General features: G+C 71.2%; 17 protein-coding genes. 13 read left to right on the forward strand and 4 right to left on the reverse strand.

What is annotated here, in order from left to right:
- The first annotated feature begins 37 nt into the window (after positions 1 to 37).
- A complete protein-coding gene (mycP, locus tag ABZV77_RS20185; protein ID WP_356259004.1) occupies positions 38 to 1,210 on the forward strand; it encodes a type VII secretion-associated serine protease mycosin in 1,173 nt (390 codons plus the stop codon).
- A 98-nt stretch (positions 1,211 to 1,308) separates the two neighbouring features.
- Positions 1,309 to 2,052, forward strand: coding sequence for an SseB family protein (locus tag ABZV77_RS20190; protein ID WP_356258404.1), 744 nt, complete (start codon positions 1,309 to 1,311; stop codon positions 2,050 to 2,052).
- Positions 2,053 to 2,056: 4 nt separating this feature from the next.
- On the opposite strand, the gene ABZV77_RS20195 is transcribed toward ABZV77_RS20190, so the two are convergent.
- Positions 2,057 to 2,440: a DUF1844 domain-containing protein gene (locus tag ABZV77_RS20195; RefSeq protein WP_356258406.1), complete on the reverse strand. Its 384-nt coding sequence runs from the start codon at positions 2,438 to 2,440 to the stop codon at positions 2,057 to 2,059.
- A 392-nt stretch (positions 2,441 to 2,832) separates the two neighbouring features.
- On the opposite strand from ABZV77_RS20195, the gene infC reads away from it, so the two are divergent.
- The 10 genes from infC (at position 2,833) to ABZV77_RS20245 (ending at position 14,075) form a co-directional block, all read left to right on the forward strand.
- Entirely contained in the window at positions 2,833 to 3,495 is a 663-nt protein-coding gene (gene infC / locus ABZV77_RS20200; RefSeq protein WP_356259006.1) for a translation initiation factor IF-3, read from the forward strand.
- A 105-nt stretch (positions 3,496 to 3,600) separates the two neighbouring features.
- Positions 3,601 to 3,795, forward strand: a complete 195-nt coding sequence (gene rpmI, locus ABZV77_RS20205; protein ID WP_003947156.1) for a 50S ribosomal protein L35 — start codon at positions 3,601 to 3,603, stop codon at positions 3,793 to 3,795.
- Between the two features lie 94 nt (positions 3,796 to 3,889).
- Positions 3,890 to 4,273 (forward strand): 50S ribosomal protein L20, encoded by a 384-nt coding sequence (gene rplT, locus ABZV77_RS20210; protein ID WP_356258409.1) that lies wholly within the window; start codon positions 3,890 to 3,892, stop codon positions 4,271 to 4,273.
- Between the two features lie 182 nt (positions 4,274 to 4,455).
- Positions 4,456 to 5,301: an RNA methyltransferase gene (locus ABZV77_RS20215; RefSeq protein WP_356258412.1), complete on the forward strand. Its 846-nt coding sequence runs from the start codon at positions 4,456 to 4,458 to the stop codon at positions 5,299 to 5,301.
- 135 nt (positions 5,302 to 5,436) lie between these two features.
- The gene (locus tag ABZV77_RS20220; RefSeq protein WP_356258415.1) at positions 5,437 to 6,579 is read left to right on the forward strand and encodes an ATP-binding protein; all 1,143 of its coding nucleotides are present in this window, start codon (positions 5,437 to 5,439) and stop codon (positions 6,577 to 6,579) included.
- Positions 6,580 to 6,745: 166 nt separating this feature from the next.
- On the forward strand, positions 6,746 to 7,906 hold the full coding sequence (pheS, locus tag ABZV77_RS20225; RefSeq protein WP_356258417.1) for a phenylalanine--tRNA ligase subunit alpha: 1,161 nt from the start codon (positions 6,746 to 6,748) through the stop codon (positions 7,904 to 7,906).
- Positions 7,906 to 10,434 carry a phenylalanine--tRNA ligase subunit beta gene (pheT, locus tag ABZV77_RS20230; RefSeq protein ID WP_356258420.1) on the forward strand — a complete coding sequence of 843 codons (2,529 nt, stop codon included), beginning with the start codon at positions 7,906 to 7,908 and terminating at the stop codon, positions 10,432 to 10,434. Before pheS ends, pheT begins: the two co-directional genes overlap by 1 nt.
- 321 nt (positions 10,435 to 10,755) lie before the next feature.
- A complete protein-coding gene (locus tag ABZV77_RS20235) occupies positions 10,756 to 11,799 on the forward strand; it encodes a PP2C family protein-serine/threonine phosphatase (RefSeq protein WP_356258423.1) in 1,044 nt (347 codons plus the stop codon).
- Between the two features lie 262 nt (positions 11,800 to 12,061).
- The gene (locus ABZV77_RS20240) at positions 12,062 to 13,411 is read left to right on the forward strand and encodes a transcriptional regulator (RefSeq protein ID WP_356258426.1); all 1,350 of its coding nucleotides are present in this window, start codon (positions 12,062 to 12,064) and stop codon (positions 13,409 to 13,411) included.
- Between the two features lie 121 nt (positions 13,412 to 13,532).
- Positions 13,533 to 14,075 carry an NUDIX hydrolase gene (locus tag ABZV77_RS20245; protein WP_356258429.1) on the forward strand — a complete coding sequence of 181 codons (543 nt, stop codon included), beginning with the start codon at positions 13,533 to 13,535 and terminating at the stop codon, positions 14,073 to 14,075.
- Here the strand turns inward: ABZV77_RS20245 and ABZV77_RS20250 are convergent, their stop codons facing one another.
- Both ABZV77_RS20250 and ABZV77_RS20255 read right to left on the reverse strand, forming a co-directional pair.
- On the reverse strand, positions 14,076 to 14,333 hold the full coding sequence (locus ABZV77_RS20250; RefSeq protein WP_356258432.1) for a hypothetical protein: 258 nt from the start codon (positions 14,331 to 14,333) through the stop codon (positions 14,076 to 14,078). It abuts the gene before it with no gap.
- A gap of 244 nt (positions 14,334 to 14,577) precedes the next feature.
- A complete protein-coding gene (locus ABZV77_RS20255) occupies positions 14,578 to 15,438 on the reverse strand; it encodes a 3-hydroxybutyryl-CoA dehydrogenase (RefSeq protein ID WP_356258434.1) in 861 nt (286 codons plus the stop codon).
- 181 nt (positions 15,439 to 15,619) lie between these two features.
- Between ABZV77_RS20255 and ABZV77_RS20260 the strand changes: the two genes are divergently transcribed.
- Complete coding sequence (locus ABZV77_RS20260; protein WP_356258437.1) at positions 15,620 to 16,855, forward strand: family 10 glycosylhydrolase; 1,236 nt, start codon at positions 15,620 to 15,622, stop codon at positions 16,853 to 16,855.
- Positions 16,856 to 16,865: 10 nt separating this feature from the next.
- Here ABZV77_RS20260 and ABZV77_RS20265 read toward each other — a convergent pair whose 3' ends face one another.
- Positions 16,866 to 17,060: a DUF1918 domain-containing protein gene (locus ABZV77_RS20265; protein WP_356258439.1), complete on the reverse strand. Its 195-nt coding sequence runs from the start codon at positions 17,058 to 17,060 to the stop codon at positions 16,866 to 16,868.
- Positions 17,061 to 17,103: the final 43 nt, after the last annotated feature.

Genomic DNA, 17,103 nt, shown 5'->3' on the forward strand with positions numbered 1-17,103 from the left:
AGGTGTCATGAGGGGTAGTGAGGTCGGCATGGCCGTCATGAGGACGCGGGTCCGGCGGCCGCTCGTCGCCGTCGTCGCCGCCACGCTCGCGCTGGCACCGGCCACCACCGCCCACGCCGACGACGGCATACGCGCCCAGCAGTGGGCCCTCGACGCCATGCACACCAACCAGGCCTGGCAGACCACCAAGGGCCGGGGCATCACCGTCGCCGTCCTGGACACCGGCATAGACGCCGAGCACCCGGACCTGGCGGGCAGTGTCCTCAAGGGCGAGGACATGGTCGGCTTCGGCGCGGGCCGCGGCGACCGCCCCTGGGCTAGGCACGGCACCGCCATGGCCGGGATCATCGCGGGCCACGGACACGGCGACGGCCGCGCCGACGGGGTACTCGGCATCGCGCCCGAGGCGAAGATCCTGCCGGTCCGGGTGATCCTGGAGGACGGCGACCCCGCCCGCAAGAAGGCCCGCAGCACCCGCGGCAACGCCCTCGCCGAAGGCATCCGCTGGGCCGCCGACCACGGCGCGGACGTCATCAACCTCTCCCTCGGCGACGACTCCAAGTCCGCCCACCCCGAACCGGCCGAGGACGCCGCCGTGCAGTACGCCCTGAAGAAGGGCGTCGCCGTCGTCGCCTCCGCGGGCAACGGCGGCGAGCGCGGCGACCACGTCTCCTACCCGGCCGCCTACCCCGGAGTGATCGCCGCGACGGCCGTCGACGAGAACGGCAACCGCGCCTCCTTCTCCACCCGCCGCTGGTACGCGACCGTCGCCGCGCCCGGCGACGACATCGTGATCGCCGACCCCGACCACAAGTACTACGAGGGCTGGGGCACCAGCGCCGCCTCCGCCTTCGTGTCGGGCGCCGTCGCCCTGATCCGCGCCGCCCACCCCGGCCTGAAGCCCGCGCAGATCAAGCAGCTCCTGGAGGACACCACCCGCGACGCCCCGTCCGGCGGCCGCGACGACGCCCGCGGCTTCGGGCTGATCGACCCGGCGGCCGCGCTCGACCGCGCCGGGCGGCTCAAGCCGCAGGAGCAGCGCTCGGCGTCGTACGGCACGGCGTACTTCGGCCGCGGCCCGGACGAGCTGAACGGCGAAGACGGCCCCGCGGGCTGGGTGGGACCGGCCGCCGGAGGCCTCGGCATCGCCCTGCTCGCCCTGGCGGTCCACCTGTGGCGGACCAGGTCGGGGACGCCCCGGCGCGACTGAGGGTCTGTGTCATCACCCCGCGGTGCGTCTCAGGGGCGGTCGGCGTCCCCCGCGGGCGACTGACAGGGGCACCACAGGCACTCTGTAGGGTCGACACCGTGGCGAACAAGGCGAACAAGAACATTCCCGACCCCGGCTTCTCCGACGACGACGGGACCGCCGACCCCCGGCTGGCCGCGGCGCTCGCCGCCTGGTCGGCGGATCGCACGGCCCACGGCCCCGTCCTGGCGGCCCTGGCCGGAGCCCGGCTCCTCGTCCCCGTCGTCGCCGTGCTCGGCGAGGTCGAGGAGGACGAGAACGGCCTGCGCCGCGAGAAGACCAGCGACATGGCGGTCCCCACCCTCAAGGCGGGCGACCGCAAGGCCCTGCCCGCCTTCACCTCCATCGAGGCCCTCGCCCTGTGGGACCCGGCCGCCCGCCCCGTCGCCGTCCCGTTGCCGCAGGCGCTGCAGGCCGCCGCCCACGAGCAGGCCGACACCATCGTCCTCGACCTCGCGGGCCCCGTCCCCTACGAGCTTGGCCGCTCCGCGCTGCTCGCCCTCGCCGAGGGCCGCGCCAGTGCCGACCCGCTCGCCGACCCGGCCGTCACCGACGCGGTCCGTGCCGCAGTCGCCGCCGAGTCCGCCGTGCTCCGCGCCCACCTCGGCCCCGGCCGGGCGGACGGCACCCTCGCGCTGGTCCTCGACCCGTCCGCGGACCAGGCCGATGCCGCCCAGCGGGTGGCCCGGCGGATCGCCGCCGACGAAACACTGAGGGCCCGCCTGGTGCGCGGCCTCGACCTGGCACTCCTGCCGGTCGAGGCGACGCCGCCGGGCGAGCCCCTCTACGTACGTACGGTGTGAAGGCTCAGCCGAAGACCGGGCCCGTGTACTTCTCGCCGGGTGCCTGACCCGGCTCGTCGGGCACCACCGACGCCTCGCGGAAGGCCAGCTGCAGCGACTTCAGGCCATCGCGCAGCGGAGCCGCGTGGAAGGAGCTGACCTCCGTGGCGCTCGCGTCGAGCAGTCCGGCCAGCGAGTGGATCAGCTTGCGGGCCTCGTCCAGGTCCTTGTGGCCCTCGCCGCCCTCGGCGAGACCGAGGTTCACCGCGGCGGCGCTCATCAGGTGGACCGCCACCGTGGTGATCACCTCGACCGCGGGGACGTCCGCGATGTCACGGGTCAGGGTGTCGAAGTCGGGGGAGTCGGGTCCGGGGGCCGCGGACTCGGGGGTGGGGGTCGCGTCGCTCATGTCCCACACGATATGCCGAGCCCCGGACCGCCCGAGCCGCGGGAGCCGTTGTGCAGGGTGGTTCGCCCCACCCCCGGGGAGCTGCTAACCTTGTGTAACGACCGGCTGGATGCCCGCGTGTCAACGCAAGGATCCGGCCCACAAGTGGAGGCTCCGTTCTCCCACCTGACCGCTCCCCGGAGCGGCGGGTCACCGGTCAGGCGGCCGAAGTCCCCGAGGCTTGGGGTCGCCCGATGTGCGCCCCGCGATCACCGCGGAGGTGCTCCGGTAGTACATGGAGCCCCTTCTGTGATCGGTCGGGGCATTTTTTGTGGCTCCGCGCGGTTGGTCCTGTTAACAAACGTAACGCGGCTGTCCGCCAGACGGTCGCGTGGTGCTACCGAGGAGGATCCATCAGCGCCGAGCCCCGCATCAACGACCGGATTCGCGTTCCCGAGGTGCGACTTGTCGGTCCCAGCGGCGAGCAGGTCGGGATTGTTCCGCTTGCCAAGGCCCTGGAGCTTGCGCAGGAGTACGACCTCGACCTGGTCGAGGTGGCCGCGACTGCGCGTCCGCCGGTCTGCAAGCTCATGGACTACGGGAAGTTCAAGTACGAGTCGGCCATGAAGGCCCGTGAGGCGCGCAAGAACCAGGCGCACACGGTCATCAAGGAGATGAAGCTCCGGCCGAAGATCGACCCGCACGACTATGACACCAAGAAGGGTCACGTCGTCCGGTTCCTCAAGCAGGGCGACAAGGTCAAGATCACGATCATGTTCCGTGGTCGCGAGCAGTCCCGCCCCGAGCTGGGCTTCCGACTGCTGCAGCGCCTCGCTTCGGACGTCGAGGACCTTGGGTTCATCGAGTCGAACCCGAAGCAGGACGGCCGAAACATGATCATGGTTCTCGGTCCGCACAAGAAGAAGACCGAGGCGATGGCCGAGGCCCGTGAGGCCCAGGCGGCCCGCAAGGCGGACGCGAAGGCCAATCCGGGCCGTTCGCAGAACTCCGCCGAGGGGGAGGAGCTCGAAGAGGCTCCCGCCGAGGCCCCGGCCGAGGCTCCCGCCGAGGCCTGATCCCCAGGGCGCAGGCCCAGGGGATACCACTGACACGTATGGCTCCCGGATGCCCGGTTTCACGACCGGGCATCGGAGCGCCACTGACGAGGAGAGAACGGCGCTATGCCGAAGAACAAGTCGCACAGCGGTGCCAGCAAGCGCTTCAAGATCACCGGCTCCGGCAAGGTGCTCCGTGAGCGCGCCGGCAAGCGCCACCTGCTCGAGCACAAGTCGTCCCGTCTGACGCGTCGCCTCACCGGCAACGCCGAGATGGCCCCGGGCGACGCCAAGAAGATCAAGAAGCTTCTCGGCAAGTGAGTCCGGGCGCCGATCGCGCCTGAACTCTGACCGGGACCCAATCGATACCGGGTCGTGTGAGTCCAACCACGGCCCCGCTACAAGGAGTTAACAAGTGGCACGCGTCAAGCGGGCAGTAAACGCCCACAAGAAGCGTCGGGCGATCCTCGAAGCCGCCAGCGGCTACCGCGGCCAGCGCTCGCGCCTGTACCGCAAGGCCAAGGAGCAGGTCACCCACTCCCTGGTCTACAACTACAACGACCGCAAGAAGCGCAAGGGCGACTTCCGTCGGCTGTGGATCCAGCGCATCAACGCCGCTGCCCGCGCCAACGGCATCACCTACAACCGCTTCATCCAGGGTCTGAACGCCGCCAACATCGAGGTGGACCGCAAGATCCTCGCGGAGCTGGCCGTCAACGACGAGAACGCGTTCGCCGCGCTCGTCGAGGTCGCGCAGAAGGCGCTGCCGTCGGACGTCAACGCGCCCAAGGCCGCGTGACGCTCGCGCTGAGCTGAGCGTGATATTCGGACCCGCAGGCCGGTCGGCTTGCGGGTCCGATGCTGTTCGGGCTCTCGTCCGCCCGCCTCTGTTGTCTGCCGTCCGCGGGTCTGCTGTGGCTGGTCGCGCAGTTCCCCGCGCCCCTGAAGGGGCGCCCCCGCCCCTGTTCCGAAGGTGAGTTCATGTCGCCCGCCCCTGAGTTGATCTCCCCCAAGTCGCCCCGCGTCAGTGCCGCGCGGCGGCTGGCCAAGCGGAACTTCCGGGGCAAGGAGCGGCTGTTCCTCGCCGAAGGGCCGCAGGCCGTGCGGGAGGCCGCCGGGCACGGGCAGACGCTCGTCGAGGCGTTCGCCACCGTCGACGCCGCCGAGCGGTACGCCGACATCGTGGGGGAGGCGCGCGCCGCCGGGGCCCGGGTGCACCTCGCCGACGAGGACGTCATCGCCGACATCTCGACGACCGTCACCCCGCAGGGCCTCGTCGGCGTCTGCCGGTTCCTCGACGTGCCCTTCGAAGAGATCCTCGCGGCCAAGCCGCGGCTCGTCGCCGTCCTCGCGAACGTCCGCGACCCCGGGAACGCCGGGACCGTGCTGCGCTGCGCGGACGCCGCGGGCGCCGAGGCCGTGATCCTCACGGACGCCTCCGTGGACCTCTACAACCCCAAGTCGGTGCGCGCGTCGGTCGGTTCGCACTTCCATCTGCCGGTCGCCGTCGGCGTACCCGTCGAACAGGCGGTGCAAGGCCTCAAGGACGCGGGCGTCCGGATCCTCGCCGCCGACGGGGCCGGTGAGGACGACCTCGACGCGGAGCTCGACAAGGGCACCATGGGCACCCCGACCGCCTGGGTCTTCGGCAACGAGGCCTGGGGGCTGCCGGAGGAGACCCGCGCACTCGCCGACGCGGTGGTGCGCGTTCCGATCCACGGCAGAGCCGAAAGCCTCAACCTCGCGACGGCCGCCGCCGTGTGCCTCTATGCGTCCGCCCGTGCACAGCGCGCCGCCGGAGGGTGCCGCTCCGTCACATCGAGCTAGTAGTGTGACGGGCTCGGGGGGCCCTCTCCCAAGCTCTCGGCTTCTCCCCCAGGTTCTCGGCTCCGCCCGGACAGGGGGACTCCCCCGAGCAGGGAGGCACCCCCCACCGACAGTCCGAGAGGTGGGGTACGGGGAATGAGTGTCGGCACGAGCAGAGCACCGGGAGTACAGGACCTCGTCCGTGCTCGCACGGACCACGGCGGTCCCGGTGACCTCGGCAGCCTGGGACTCGACCCCGACGAGCTGCCCGACGGCCTCGTCGTCGCGGACGAGACGGGCCACGTCATCTGCTTCAACGCGGCGGCGGCCCGGATCACCGCGGTACCGGCGGCGGACGCCCTGGGCACCCCACTGGAGCACGCGCTCCCCTTAGAGGACCTCGAAGGCCGCCGCTGGTGGCAGCTGACCGATCCCTACGGCGGCCTCGCCATCCGCGTCGGCCAGCCCGAGCGCAACCTGCTCCTGCCCGGCGGCCGCGAGGTCCTCGTCACCGCCCGGTACGTGCGTACCACCCGCACCGGCCCCGTGCGCCGTGTCGTCGTCTCCCTGCGCGACACCGAGGCCCGCCGCCGCACCGAGCGCAGCCACGCCGAGCTGATCGCCACGGTCGCCCACGAGCTCCGCTCGCCGCTCACCTCCGTCAAGGGCTTCACCGCGACGCTGCTCGCCAAGTGGGAACGGTTCACCGACGACCAGAAGAAGCTGATGCTGGAGACCGTCGACGCCGACGCGAACCGCGTCACCCGGCTGATCGCCGAGCTCCTCGACATCTCCCGCATCGATTCCGGACGCCTTGAGCTGCGCCGCCAGCCCGTCGACATAGGCGCGGCCGTCGGGCGCCACATCCAGGCGCATGTCGCCGCGGGCCAGGACGCGGACCGCTTCCTCGTCCGGGTCCAGCGGCCGCTGCCCGACTGCTGGGCGGACCCGGACAAGATCGACCAGGTGCTCAGCAACCTGCTGGAAAATGCCGTGCGGCACGGCGAGGGAACCGTCACCATCGAGGTGGCGCCCTCCTCGTCACCGCGCGAGCGGGGCGGCGCCGAGACGGCCGTCACCGTGAGCGACGAAGGTCCCGGCATTCCGGAGGAATCGATGGGCCGGGTCTTCACCCGCTTCTGGCGGGGCAGCAAGCGCGGCGGGACGGGACTGGGGTTGTACATCGTGAAGGGCATCGTGGAAGCGCACGGCGGGATGATCACCGTCGGCCGCGCGCTCGGCGGTGGCGCCCAGTTCCGATTTACGTTGCCCGTGGGGGCCCCGGCGTATCTCCAGTGACCCTGTCGAGGACGCCCTGAGCAGCCCGCGGGCTCATTCGTTCACCGCACCCCCGTTAGACTCGGTAGTTGGCACTTTGTGTCCCCACACCTGGGACAGCTTGTCAGCTTGTCTCCGAGTTGTTGACGGGGACCCATCCGCCAGCCAATCGGAAGCACGGGAAGAGATGTCGGCACCGAACAAGTCGTACGACCCTGTTGAGGTCGAGGCACTGAAACCTGAAGAGATCGAGCGGATGCGGGACGAGGCGCTCGCCGCCTTCGCCGCCGCGGACTCCCTCGACGCGCTCCAGGAGGCCAAGGTCGCGCACACCGGCGGCACCTCGCCGCTGGCCCTCGCCAACCGCGAGATCGGCGCGCTGCCCCCGCAGGCCAAGGCCGAGGCGGGCAAGCGCGTCGGCATGGCGCGCGGCGCCGTGAGCAAGGCCCTGGCCGCCCGCCAGACCGAGCTCGAGGCGGAGCGCGACGCCCGCGTCCTGGTCGAGGAGGCAGTGGACGTCACGCTGCCCTACGACCGGACGCCCGCAGGCGCCCGGCACCCGCTGACCACGATGATGGAGCGCGTCGCCGACGTCTTCGTCTCGATGGGCTACGAGGTCGCGGAGGGCCCCGAGGTCGAGGCGGAGTGGTTCAACTTCGACGCCCTGAACTTCACGCCCGACCACCCGGCCCGGCAGATGCAGGACACCTTCTTCGTCGAGGGTCCCGAGGGGACTGACGGTGGGGGTACCTCCCAGGCTTTCGGCTCTGGGAGAGAGTCCGGTGTCGTGCTGCGGACGCACACCTCGCCCGTGCAGGCGCGCGCGCTCCTCGAGCGCCGCGAGCCGCCGGTCTACATCGTCTGCCCCGGCCGGGTGTACCGCACGGACGAGCTCGACGCCACGCACACCCCGGTCTTCCACCAGATCGAGCTGCTCGCCGTCGACGAGGGCCTCACCATGGCCGACCTCAAGGGCACCCTGGACCACATGGTCCAGTCGCTCTTCGGCCCGGACATGAAGACCCGGCTGCGGCCGAACTACTTCCCGTTCACCGAGCCGTCCGCCGAGATGGACATGGTCTGCTACGTGTGCCGTGGCGAGTCCGTCGGCAACCCCGACCGCGCCTGCCGCACCTGTGGCAGCGAGGGCTGGATCGAGCTCGGCGGCTGCGGCATGGTCAACCCCAAGGTGCTCACCGCCTGCGGCGTCGACCCCAAGAAGTACAGCGGATTCGCCTTCGGGTTCGGCATCGAGCGGATGCTGATGTTCCGCCACAACGTCGAAGACATGCGAGACATGGTCGAGGGTGACATCCGGTTCACCCGGCCGTTCGGGATGGAGATCTGATGCGGGTCCCGCTTTCCTGGCTGCGGGAGTACGTCGATCTCCCCGCCACCGAGACCGGCCGTGACGTGCAGACCAAGCTGATCGAGGTCGGCCTCGAGGTCGAGACCGTCGAGCAGCTCGGCGCCGGGCTCAAGGGCCCGCTCGTCGTGGGCAAGGTCCTCACCATCGAGGAGCTGGAGGGCTTCAAGAAGCCCATCCGCTTCTGCACGGTCGACGTCGGCACCGCCAACGGCACCGGCGAGCCGCAGGAGATCGTCTGCGGCGCCCGGAACTTCGCCGTCGGCGACAAGGTCGTCGTGGTCCTGCCCGGCGCCGTCCTGCCCGGCGACTTCGCCATCGCCGCCCGCAAGACGTACGGCAAGACGTCCCACGGCATGATCTGCTCCGGCGACGAGCTGGGCATGGGCGACGACGGCACCGGCGGCATCATCGTCCTGCCCCCGGAGCACGAGGCCGGTACCGACGCCATCGAGCTCCTTGAGCTCGTCGACGAGGTCCTGGACATCGCCGTCACGCCCGACCGCGGCTATGCGCTCTCGATGCGCGGCGTCGCCCGCGAGACCGCCATCGCGTACGGCCTGCCGCTGCGCGACCCGGCGCTCCTCGACGTGCCCGCGCCGAACTCCTTCGGCTACCCGGTCAAGGTCGGCGACCCGCTCGGCTGCGACCGCTTCACCGCGCGCACCGTCACGGGCCTGCAGCCCGAGGCCCGCTCCCCGATCTGGCTGCGGCGCCGTCTGCAGAAGGTCGGCATGCGCCCGATCTCGCTCGCCGTCGACATCACCAACTACGTGATGATGGAGCTCGGCCAGCCCCTGCACGCGTACGACCGCTCCCGCATCCAGGGCACGATCGGCGTGCGCCGCGCCGAGCAGGGCGAGAAGTTCACCACCCTCGACGGGACCAAGCGCGTCCTGGACGCCGAGGACCTGGTCATCACCGACGACCGCGGCCCGATCGGCCTCGCGGGCGTCATGGGCGGCGCGAACACCGAGATCGCCGACTCCGAGACCGACCCGGAGACCGGACGGGTCAGCGGCACCACCGAGGTGGTCGTCGAGGCCGCGCACTTCGACGCGATCTCCATCGCCCGCACCGCGCGCCGCCACCGCCTCGCCTCCGAGGCGTCCAAGCGCTTCGAGCGCGGTGTCGACCCGCTGGCCGCGGCCGCCGCCGCGCAGCGCACCGTCGACCTGCTCGTGCTCCTCGCGGGCGGCAGCGCAGAGGCCGGTGTCACCGAGGCCATCGCGCCGACCGGGCCGCGCACGATCACCATGCCCGCCGACCACCCGGACAAGGTCGCCGGTGTGGCCTACGGCCGCGAGACCGTCGTGCGCCGCCTCCAGGAGGTCGGCTGCGACGTCTACGGCCAGGACGACCTGACCGTCACCGTGCCGTCGTGGCGTCCCGACCTCGCCGAGCCGAACGACCTCGCCGAAGAGGTCATCCGCCTGGAGGGGTACGAGAACCTGCCCTCGACCCTGCCGAAGCCTCCCGCAGGCCGGGGTCTGACCGAGCGGCAGCGGCTGCACCGCCGCGTCGGCCGCGCGCTGGCCGGGGCGGGCTACGTCGAGTCGCTGAGCTACCCCTTCATCGGGGAGGGCGTCTTCGACCAGCTGGGCCTCGACGCGGACGACACCAACCGCCGCGTGGTCAAGCTCGTCAACCCGCTCTCCGACGAGGAGCCCGCGCTCCGCACGACGCTGCTGCCGGGCCTGCTCTCCGCGCTCCGGCGCAACGACGGGCGGGGCTCGCACGACCTGGCCCTCTTCGAGACCGGCCTGGTCTTCTACCCGCAGGACGAGCTGAAGATCGCCGGGCGCCTGCCCGTCGACCGGCGTCCCACGGACGAGGAGATCGCCTCCCTCACGGCGGCGCTGCCCGTCCAGCCCCGGCATGCCGCCGTCGTCCTCGCGGGCGCCCGCGAGCAGGCCGGCTGGTGGGGCAAGGGCCGCCCGGCCGACTGGGCGGACGCCGTCGAGTCGGCGCGGACCATCGCCCACGAGGCCGGTGTCGAGCTCATCGTCGACCAGGGGCAGTACGGCCCGTGGCACCCCGGCCGCTGCGCCGAGCTGAAGGTCGTCGTCGACGGCGAGATCGTCTCCGTCGGACACGCCGGTGAGCTGCACCCGCGCGTCGTCAAGGCGCTCGGCGTGCCCGCGCGCACCTGCGCGATGGAGCTCGACCTGGACCGCCTGGAGCAGGCCGGGGAGGGAGTGCTGCGGGCGCCGCGGATCTCCACCTTCCCGGTGGCCACGCAGGACGTCGCGCTGGTCGTCGACAAGGAGGTGCCGGCCGCCGTGGTCGAGTACTTCCTGACCGGCGGTGCGGGTGAACTCCTGGAGTCCATCCGGCTGTTCGACGTCTTCGAGGGCGAGCAGATCGGTGAGGGCAAGAAGTCCCTGGCGTACGCGCTGCGCTTCCGCGCGGCCGACCGCACGCTGACCGTCGACGAGGCCTCCGCGGCCCGTGACGCGGCCGTCGCGCTGGCGGCCGAGCGGACGGGTGCGGTGCTGCGCGGAGCGTAGTGACTGCCCGTAGGCGATAACAGGCGCACAAGGGGCGCAAAGAGGGGCTTATTCGGACCACCGGATAAGCCCCTCACTCGTTTGAGTGACATCAAACGGCACTCTGGCCCGATCGGCCCACATGGTCGACACAATCATTCCGGCCGTAGGGGTCGGCCTGCGCGCTGTACCGGGCCTAGGGGGGCCGTCGGCATGATCCGTCTCAAGGCTGGGGCTCCCTGCCGGGCGACGCTCCGGGCACGGATGAGGGCGACGGTGCGCGGGCGGTGTTCCCGCATCCGCCGCGGAAGGTCAGGCACGGCCGCCCGGCCGCTCGCCTGCATGGAGCGCCCCGGCTTCCGGCGCCTGCTCTCGCTGGGCCTGCCGACGATGTGGGGCGCCGTCGCCATCACGTACAAACTGGCCTGCCCGCTCGCCCAGGAGGAGAACATGGGGGCGCGGATCGTCAGCAGCGCCGTCTTCTTCGCCGTCGGGACCGGGCTGATACTGCATGTCCGGCGGGCGCTGCTGCGGGAGTTGCGGCAGCTGCGCGAGGTCGCGGGGGCCGCGCAGAACGTACTCCTGCGGCCCCTGCCGTCCCGCGTCGAAGGGCTCGCTCTCGCCGCCGGTCGGCTCTCCGCGTCACGGGGCGCCTCCGTCGGGGGCGATCTGTACGAGGTGGTGGCCACCGACCACGGGGTCCGCGTCGTCATGGGCGACGTCAGGGGCCATGGCCTCGCCGCCATCGGGACCGTCGCCGCCGTGCTCGGCAGCTTCCGCGAGGCCGCGCACGACGAGCCGGAACTGCCCCTGGTCCTGCGCCGCCTGGAGCGGGCCCTCGGGCGGCACCTGCGCGAGCGCTCACGGGCCGAGCACCCGGCGAGCGGCGGCGCCGCGCCGGAGACCCCGCTGTCCGAGGAGTTCGTCACCGTCCTGCTCCTGGAGATCGACAGGGACGGCGGCATCTCCGCGCTCAACTGCGGCCACCCCTGGCCCCACTTGCTCAGCGGCACCGCGCAGCCCCTGACGGACGGTGAGCCGCTGCCGCCGCTCGGCTCCTTCCCGCTCCCCGCCGACCTGCCGGTGCTCGACTGCGGACGGCTGCTCCCGGGTGAGGCGCTCGTCCTGCACACGGACGGGATGGAGGACGCACGCGACGCCGCGGGTACGTTCTTCCCGCTGCGGGCCGTGCTGGCCGATGCGGCCCGCGTCCCGCCGGTCTCCCCGCAGGGCCTCATCCGCGCGGTCTACGCCGAACTCCTGCGCCACGCGGGGCGGTTGCCGTCCGACGACGCGGCGCTGCTCGTGCTGCGCAACGACCGGTGCCGGGTCCCCCTGCAGCAGCCCGAGCCGGAGTGGCACGCCCCCACCATGACCGGCGGGTGACGGAATGCGGCATGCGCCATCCGCCCCGCCATGGAGTTGTCGGGCAGACGGCGGGACGGACGGCGCCGATGGGGGCCGCCGCACTGTTTGAGGGGGGAGCCGGCGGCCCGGTCGGCCTCCTTACCTGATGAGGCACCCCAGTCAAGCGAGTCCACACCCCATGCGGCAGAGCGCACACCCCCCGGATTCGAGCACTCCGTTCACACCCCGTGTGAAGGGGCCTCCACTACTCTGAACAGCACCGAGCCACCGGAGGGCATCCATGCAGCCCAACACCCTGCTCGACGCGATCCTCGACGAAGCAGGCATCTCCCACGCGGGACTCGCCGCACATGTGAACCAGGCGGGCAGATCCAGAGGCCTCGCGCTGCGGTACGAACACACTGCCGTGTCCCGCTGGTTGAAGGGCCAGCGGCCGCGCGGCCAGGTGCCCGACCTGATCTGTGAAGTGCTCGCCACCCGGCTGCACCGGCCCGTCACCCTGGACGACATCGGCCTCGGGCTGCCCGGTGTGCCCGCCGCCCGGGTCGGCACGGCCGCGTCCACCCTCTCCGGCTTCGTGGAACGGGCCACCGCGCTGTGGCGCTCGGACGAACAGCAGCGGCCGCACCTGCTCGGCGCCCCCGCCGTCACCGGAACACCCGCCGTGATGCCGGTCTGGGAGTGGGAGAACCCGCCCGAGGACGTCGATGTGTCCCGCGGCGGGCGACACCCGGTGAGCACGGCCGACATCGAGATGATGCGCGCGGCCCGCGCCCACTACGAGCAGATGTACCGCAAGACCGGTGGCATCGCGACCCGCACCCGTATCGTCGGCTTCCTCAACGCCGAGGCCGCGCCCCTGCTGCGCGGCAGCTACACCGACGAGATGGGCCGCCAACTGCACCGGTCCACGGGCGGGTTGGTCGCCATCGCCGGGATCTGCGCCTATGACTCGGACGCGCACGGTCTCGCCCAGCGCTACTTCCACCAGGCGCTGCGTCTCGCCAAGGCCAGCGGCGACACCGGGCTCGGCGCGTATGTGATCGCGCTGCTCGTCAACCAGTCGCTGTTCATGCGCGAGTACCGCCAGGCCGTGGCGTTCGCTGAGGCCGCGCTACGGGCCGCCGGGCGCGACCTCACCCCGGCGCTCGCCTCCGACCTGTACGCGATGCAGGCCAAGGCGTACGCACACCTGGGCGACGGCAGGAGCGCGCTGTCGTGCATCCGGCGTGCGGAGGCCGCGGCCGATCGGATCCTGCGCGGCCGCGAGCCGGACGAGACGGGCTATGTCCAGCCCGGCCTCGTCAACGTGCAAGTGGCGGAGGCACTGCTCAGTCTGGGTGATCTCGTCAGCGCCCGCGAGCATGCCGCGGCGGCCGTGGACACTCCGGCGCACGACCGGGGGCGGGTGCACCGCCTGGCCATGCTCAGCCAGATCGAACTCCGCCAGGGCAACACCGACGAGGCGGTGGTCACGGCGGTGCAAATGGCTGAACAGGCACGGGGGATGGAGTCCCAGAGACTCCGTGACCGGCTGCGCGCGGTGCGCGAGTATCTGGTCCGCAGCGACTGCGCGGGCACGGCCGAGGCGGCCGAACTCATCGACGGAGCGCTGCGCGTGCCCCTGTGACGTGCCCCGGGCGCCGCCGGTGCAGCGTCCCGCATACACACCGTTCCGGGCCGCACACACGCTGCTCCGAAGTTTCCTCTGCTGCGATATTGCCATCTACCAGTCGGAAGGTGGCAGAACCGTGCAGTGGACGAAACAGAGCGAACAAACTGTGTATGGAAACCGATGGTTTACGGTCAATCTCGCAGATGTCGAACTGCCCGACGGCCGGCATCTGGACCACTTCCTGATAAAGCTGCGGCCCGTCGCCGTGGCCACCGTCGTCAACGACGCCAACGAAGTGCTCCTGCTGTGGCGGCACCGCTTCATCACCGACAGCTGGGGCTGGGAACTCGCGGCAGGCGTCGTCGAGGACGGCGAGGACATCGCGTACGCGGCGGCACGCGAAATGGAGGAGGAGACCGGGTGGCGACCGGGCCCGCTGCGGCACCTCATGAGCGTCGAGCCGTCCAACGGGCTCACTGACGCCCGGCACCACATCTACTGGTCCGACGAAGGGACGTACATCGGTGATCCCGAAGACGACTTCGAGTCGGACCGCCGCGAGTGGGTCCCGCTCAAACTGGTTCCCGACATGGTGGCCCGTGGGGAGGTCCCGGCCGCCAACATGGCCGCGGCGCTCCTCCTCCTGCACCATCTGCGCCTCGGTCAGGACGCGCGCTGACTAATGGCCGATGGCTTGCCAGACCGCTACGGCGATGGCCGCGACCGCCGCGAGTGCGACGACCGTGGGCAGGGGCCAGCGGGTGTTCTCCAGTGCGGCGACCCGGGCCTCCATGGTCTCCACGTTCTTGGCGGTCTGTTCGTCGTGCTGACTGAGCAACGCCAGCCGTCCGTCGACGCGGGCAAGACCCACGTCCAAGCTACGGCGTAACTCAGCGAGTTCTTCCGGGACCACGGCACTCTCGCCGTCGATGGTCACGAGTCCACTCCTCTCTGTAGTGGCGCGTCCCCCCTTCATCCGCACAGGAAGTCAACTCGCGTGGTGAGCAGGGCGGGAGAGTGTGCGATGGGCATATGCGAGCCCGCTGCGCACACCCTGTGTGAACGCCGCGGGCCCGGCACTCGGAGGAGTGCCGGGCCCGTCGGGTACAGAGCGTGTTCGTACGGGGAGTGAGCGCCGCGTACGTCGTCAGGCGTACGTGATGCGTCAGGCGTACATGCCGTCAGGCGTACGTGTAGAAGCCCGAGCCGGACTTCCGGCCGAGGCGGCCCGCGTCCACCATCCGCTGCAGCAGCGGGGGAGCGGCGTACAGCGGCTCCTTGTACTCGGCGTACATGGAGTCGGCGACCGAGGCGACCGTGTCCAGGCCGATCAGGTCGGCGAGCTTGAGCGGCCCCATCGGGTGGGCGCAGCCCATCTCCATGCCGTTGTCGATGTCCTCGCGGCTCGCGATGCCCGACTCGAACATCCGGATGGCCGAGAGCAGATACGGAATGAGCAGCGCGTTCACCACGAAGCCCGAGCGGTCCTGGGCGCGGATCGCGTGCTTGCCGAGGATCTTCTCGACGACGGCCTGGGCCCGGCTGATGGTGCCCTCGGACGTGGTCAGCGCGGGGATCAGCTCGACGAGCTGCTGCACCGGCGCCGGGTTGAAGAAGTGGATCCCGATGACCTGGTCGGGACGCGAGGTCGCAACGGCCAGCTTCACCAGCGGGATGGAGGAGGTGTTGGAGGCGAGGATCGCGTCCTGCCGGGTCACCACCTGGTCGAGCACCTGGAAGATCTCGGTCTTGACCTGCTCGTTCTCCACCACGGCCTCAATGACCAGGTCACGGTCGGCGAACTCGCCGAGGTCCGTGGTGAAGCTGAGGCGGGCCAGCGTCTCGTCGCGCTCCTCCTCGGAGATCTTGCCGCGCTCGGCCGCCTTGGAGAGGGAGTTGTACAGCCGCGTACGGCCGATTTCCAGGGCTTCACCGGTGGTCTCCGCGACCTTCACGTCCAGTCCGGAGCGGGCGCAGACCTCTGCGATTCCGGCGCCCATCTGGCCACAGCCCACCACTCCGACGCGTGCGATATCGGTCATGGAGTCGGTCACCTCGTGCCTTTCGCTGATCAACGGGGCAGGCAGGTCCCCCGTACGGTCTCGGTGCCTGCCTCGGCCGTGAACGTTACTCCGCAATGAGGGGGCCATGACGGGCCGGGTCGGGCATGCTGAGCGCACCGGCAAGGGGTGTCGGTGCACAGCGAGCTCAGGGGGCATGCAGATGAGGCGTATGTCACGTCGGGGTTTCTCCTTGGTGGCCGCCGCGACGGTGGCGGGACTGGCGACGACGGGGGACGCGGTCGCCTCGTCCGGCCATCGGCGGAAGAAGGGCCGCGAACTGCGCGGCATGTGGCTGGCGAGCGTCGTCAACCGTGACTGGCCGTCCAAGCCGGGGCTCCCGGCGGCACAGCAGCGCAGCGAGTTGCTGGCCTATCTGGACTCGGCCGTGAACCGCAGACTCAACGCGGTGGTCTTCCAGGTGAGGCCCACCGCCGACGCGCTGTGGCCCTCGCCGTACGAGCCGTGGTCGGAGTACCTCACCGGTGTGCAGGGCAAGGACCCGGGCTGGGACCCGCTGGGCACCGCCGTGCACGAGGCGCACCGCAGGGGCCTGGAGCTGCACGCGTGGTTCAACCCCTTCCGGATCGCCAACCACACGGACCCGTCCCGCCTGGTGGCCACGCACCCCGCGCGGGTGCACCCCGACTGGGTCGTGCCGTACGGCGGGAAGCTCTACTACAACCCGGGCCTGCCCGCGGTGCGGCGCTTCGTGCAGGACGCGATGCTCGACGCCGTGCGCCGCTACCCGATCGACGCGGTGCACTGGGACGACTACTTCTACCCGTATCCCGTCGCGGGCCAGGTCTTCGACGACGACGACGCCTTCGAGCGGTACGGCGGCGGCTTCCCGGACCGGGCCTCGTGGCGGCGGGACAACATCGACCGGCTGGTGCGCGAGATGGCCCGGCGGGTGAAGAAAGCGCGGACGCGGACCCAGTTCGGGGTCAGCCCCTTCGCGGTCTGGCGCAACATCGCCACCGATCCGATCGGCTCGGACACCCGGGCGGGCGTGCAGACCTACGACGACCTGTACGCGGACACCCGCGGCTGGGTGAAGAAGGGCTGGCTCGACTACATCGTCCCGCAGGTGTACTGGAACATCGGCTTCCCCGCCGCGGACTACGCGAAGCTCATCCCGTGGTGGAACGACGTCGTGCGCGGCACGGGCGTGCGCCTGTACATCGGCGAGGCCCTGTACAAGGCGGGTGATCCGGCGCAGCCCGCGGCCTGGCAGGACCCGGCGGAGCTGTCCCGCCACCTCACGTACGCCGAGGGCTTCCCCGAGGTGCGCGGGCACGTCTACTTCTCGGCGAAGGAGGTCGGCGTCGACAAGATCGGCGCGATGGCGCGGGTGGTCGCCGACCACTATCAGGAGCCGGCGAAGCCGCCGCGCTGAGCCCGGTGGGTCAGGAGGCCGGGTCCTGATGCCGTACGACGGTGTCGGGGCCCGGTGACATCACGGTCTCGTGGCCGTCCTCGAAGCGGACGCGGTACGGCGGACCGCCGTCCGTCCCCAGCACCTCGACGACCTGCGCGATCCGGTCGTGCTGCCCGACGATCCTGCCGTGCACCACCAGCTCGTCGCCTACGGTTGCACGCATCTGGAGTGCCCCCTCGTCCCGCTCTTCGGTCGCGATCCGTGGC

Source organism: Streptomyces sp. NPDC004732 (genome assembly GCF_040609235.1).
GTDB lineage: Bacteria > Actinomycetota > Actinomycetes > Streptomycetales > Streptomycetaceae > Streptomyces.

Excerpts from the sequence above, each read along its gene's own strand:
- pheS (WP_356258417.1), top strand. The coding sequence starts at position 6,746 with ATGTCGGCACCGAACAAGTCGTACGACCCTGTTGAGGTCGAGGCACTG.
- ABZV77_RS20220 (WP_356258415.1), top strand. The coding sequence starts at position 5,437 with ATGAGTGTCGGCACGAGCAGAGCACCGGGAGTACAGGACCTCGTCCGT.
- ABZV77_RS20215 (WP_356258412.1), top strand. The coding sequence starts at position 4,456 with ATGTCGCCCGCCCCTGAGTTGATCTCCCCCAAGTCGCCCCGCGTCAGT.
- ABZV77_RS20235 (WP_356258423.1), top strand. The coding sequence starts at position 10,756 with ATGGAGCGCCCCGGCTTCCGGCGCCTGCTCTCGCTGGGCCTGCCGACG.
- ABZV77_RS20255 (WP_356258434.1), bottom strand. The coding sequence starts at position 15,438 with ATGACCGATATCGCACGCGTCGGAGTGGTGGGCTGTGGCCAGATGGGC.
- mycP (WP_356259004.1), top strand. The coding sequence starts at position 38 with ATGAGGACGCGGGTCCGGCGGCCGCTCGTCGCCGTCGTCGCCGCCACG.
- pheT (WP_356258420.1), top strand. The coding sequence starts at position 7,906 with ATGCGGGTCCCGCTTTCCTGGCTGCGGGAGTACGTCGATCTCCCCGCC.
- ABZV77_RS20195 (WP_356258406.1), bottom strand. The coding sequence starts at position 2,440 with ATGAGCGACGCGACCCCCACCCCCGAGTCCGCGGCCCCCGGACCCGAC.
- rpmI (WP_003947156.1), top strand. The coding sequence starts at position 3,601 with ATGCCGAAGAACAAGTCGCACAGCGGTGCCAGCAAGCGCTTCAAGATC.
- ABZV77_RS20240 (WP_356258426.1), top strand. The coding sequence starts at position 12,062 with ATGCAGCCCAACACCCTGCTCGACGCGATCCTCGACGAAGCAGGCATC.
- ABZV77_RS20260 (WP_356258437.1), top strand. The coding sequence starts at position 15,620 with ATGAGGCGTATGTCACGTCGGGGTTTCTCCTTGGTGGCCGCCGCGACG.
- ABZV77_RS20265 (WP_356258439.1), bottom strand. The coding sequence starts at position 17,060 with ATGCGTGCAACCGTAGGCGACGAGCTGGTGGTGCACGGCAGGATCGTC.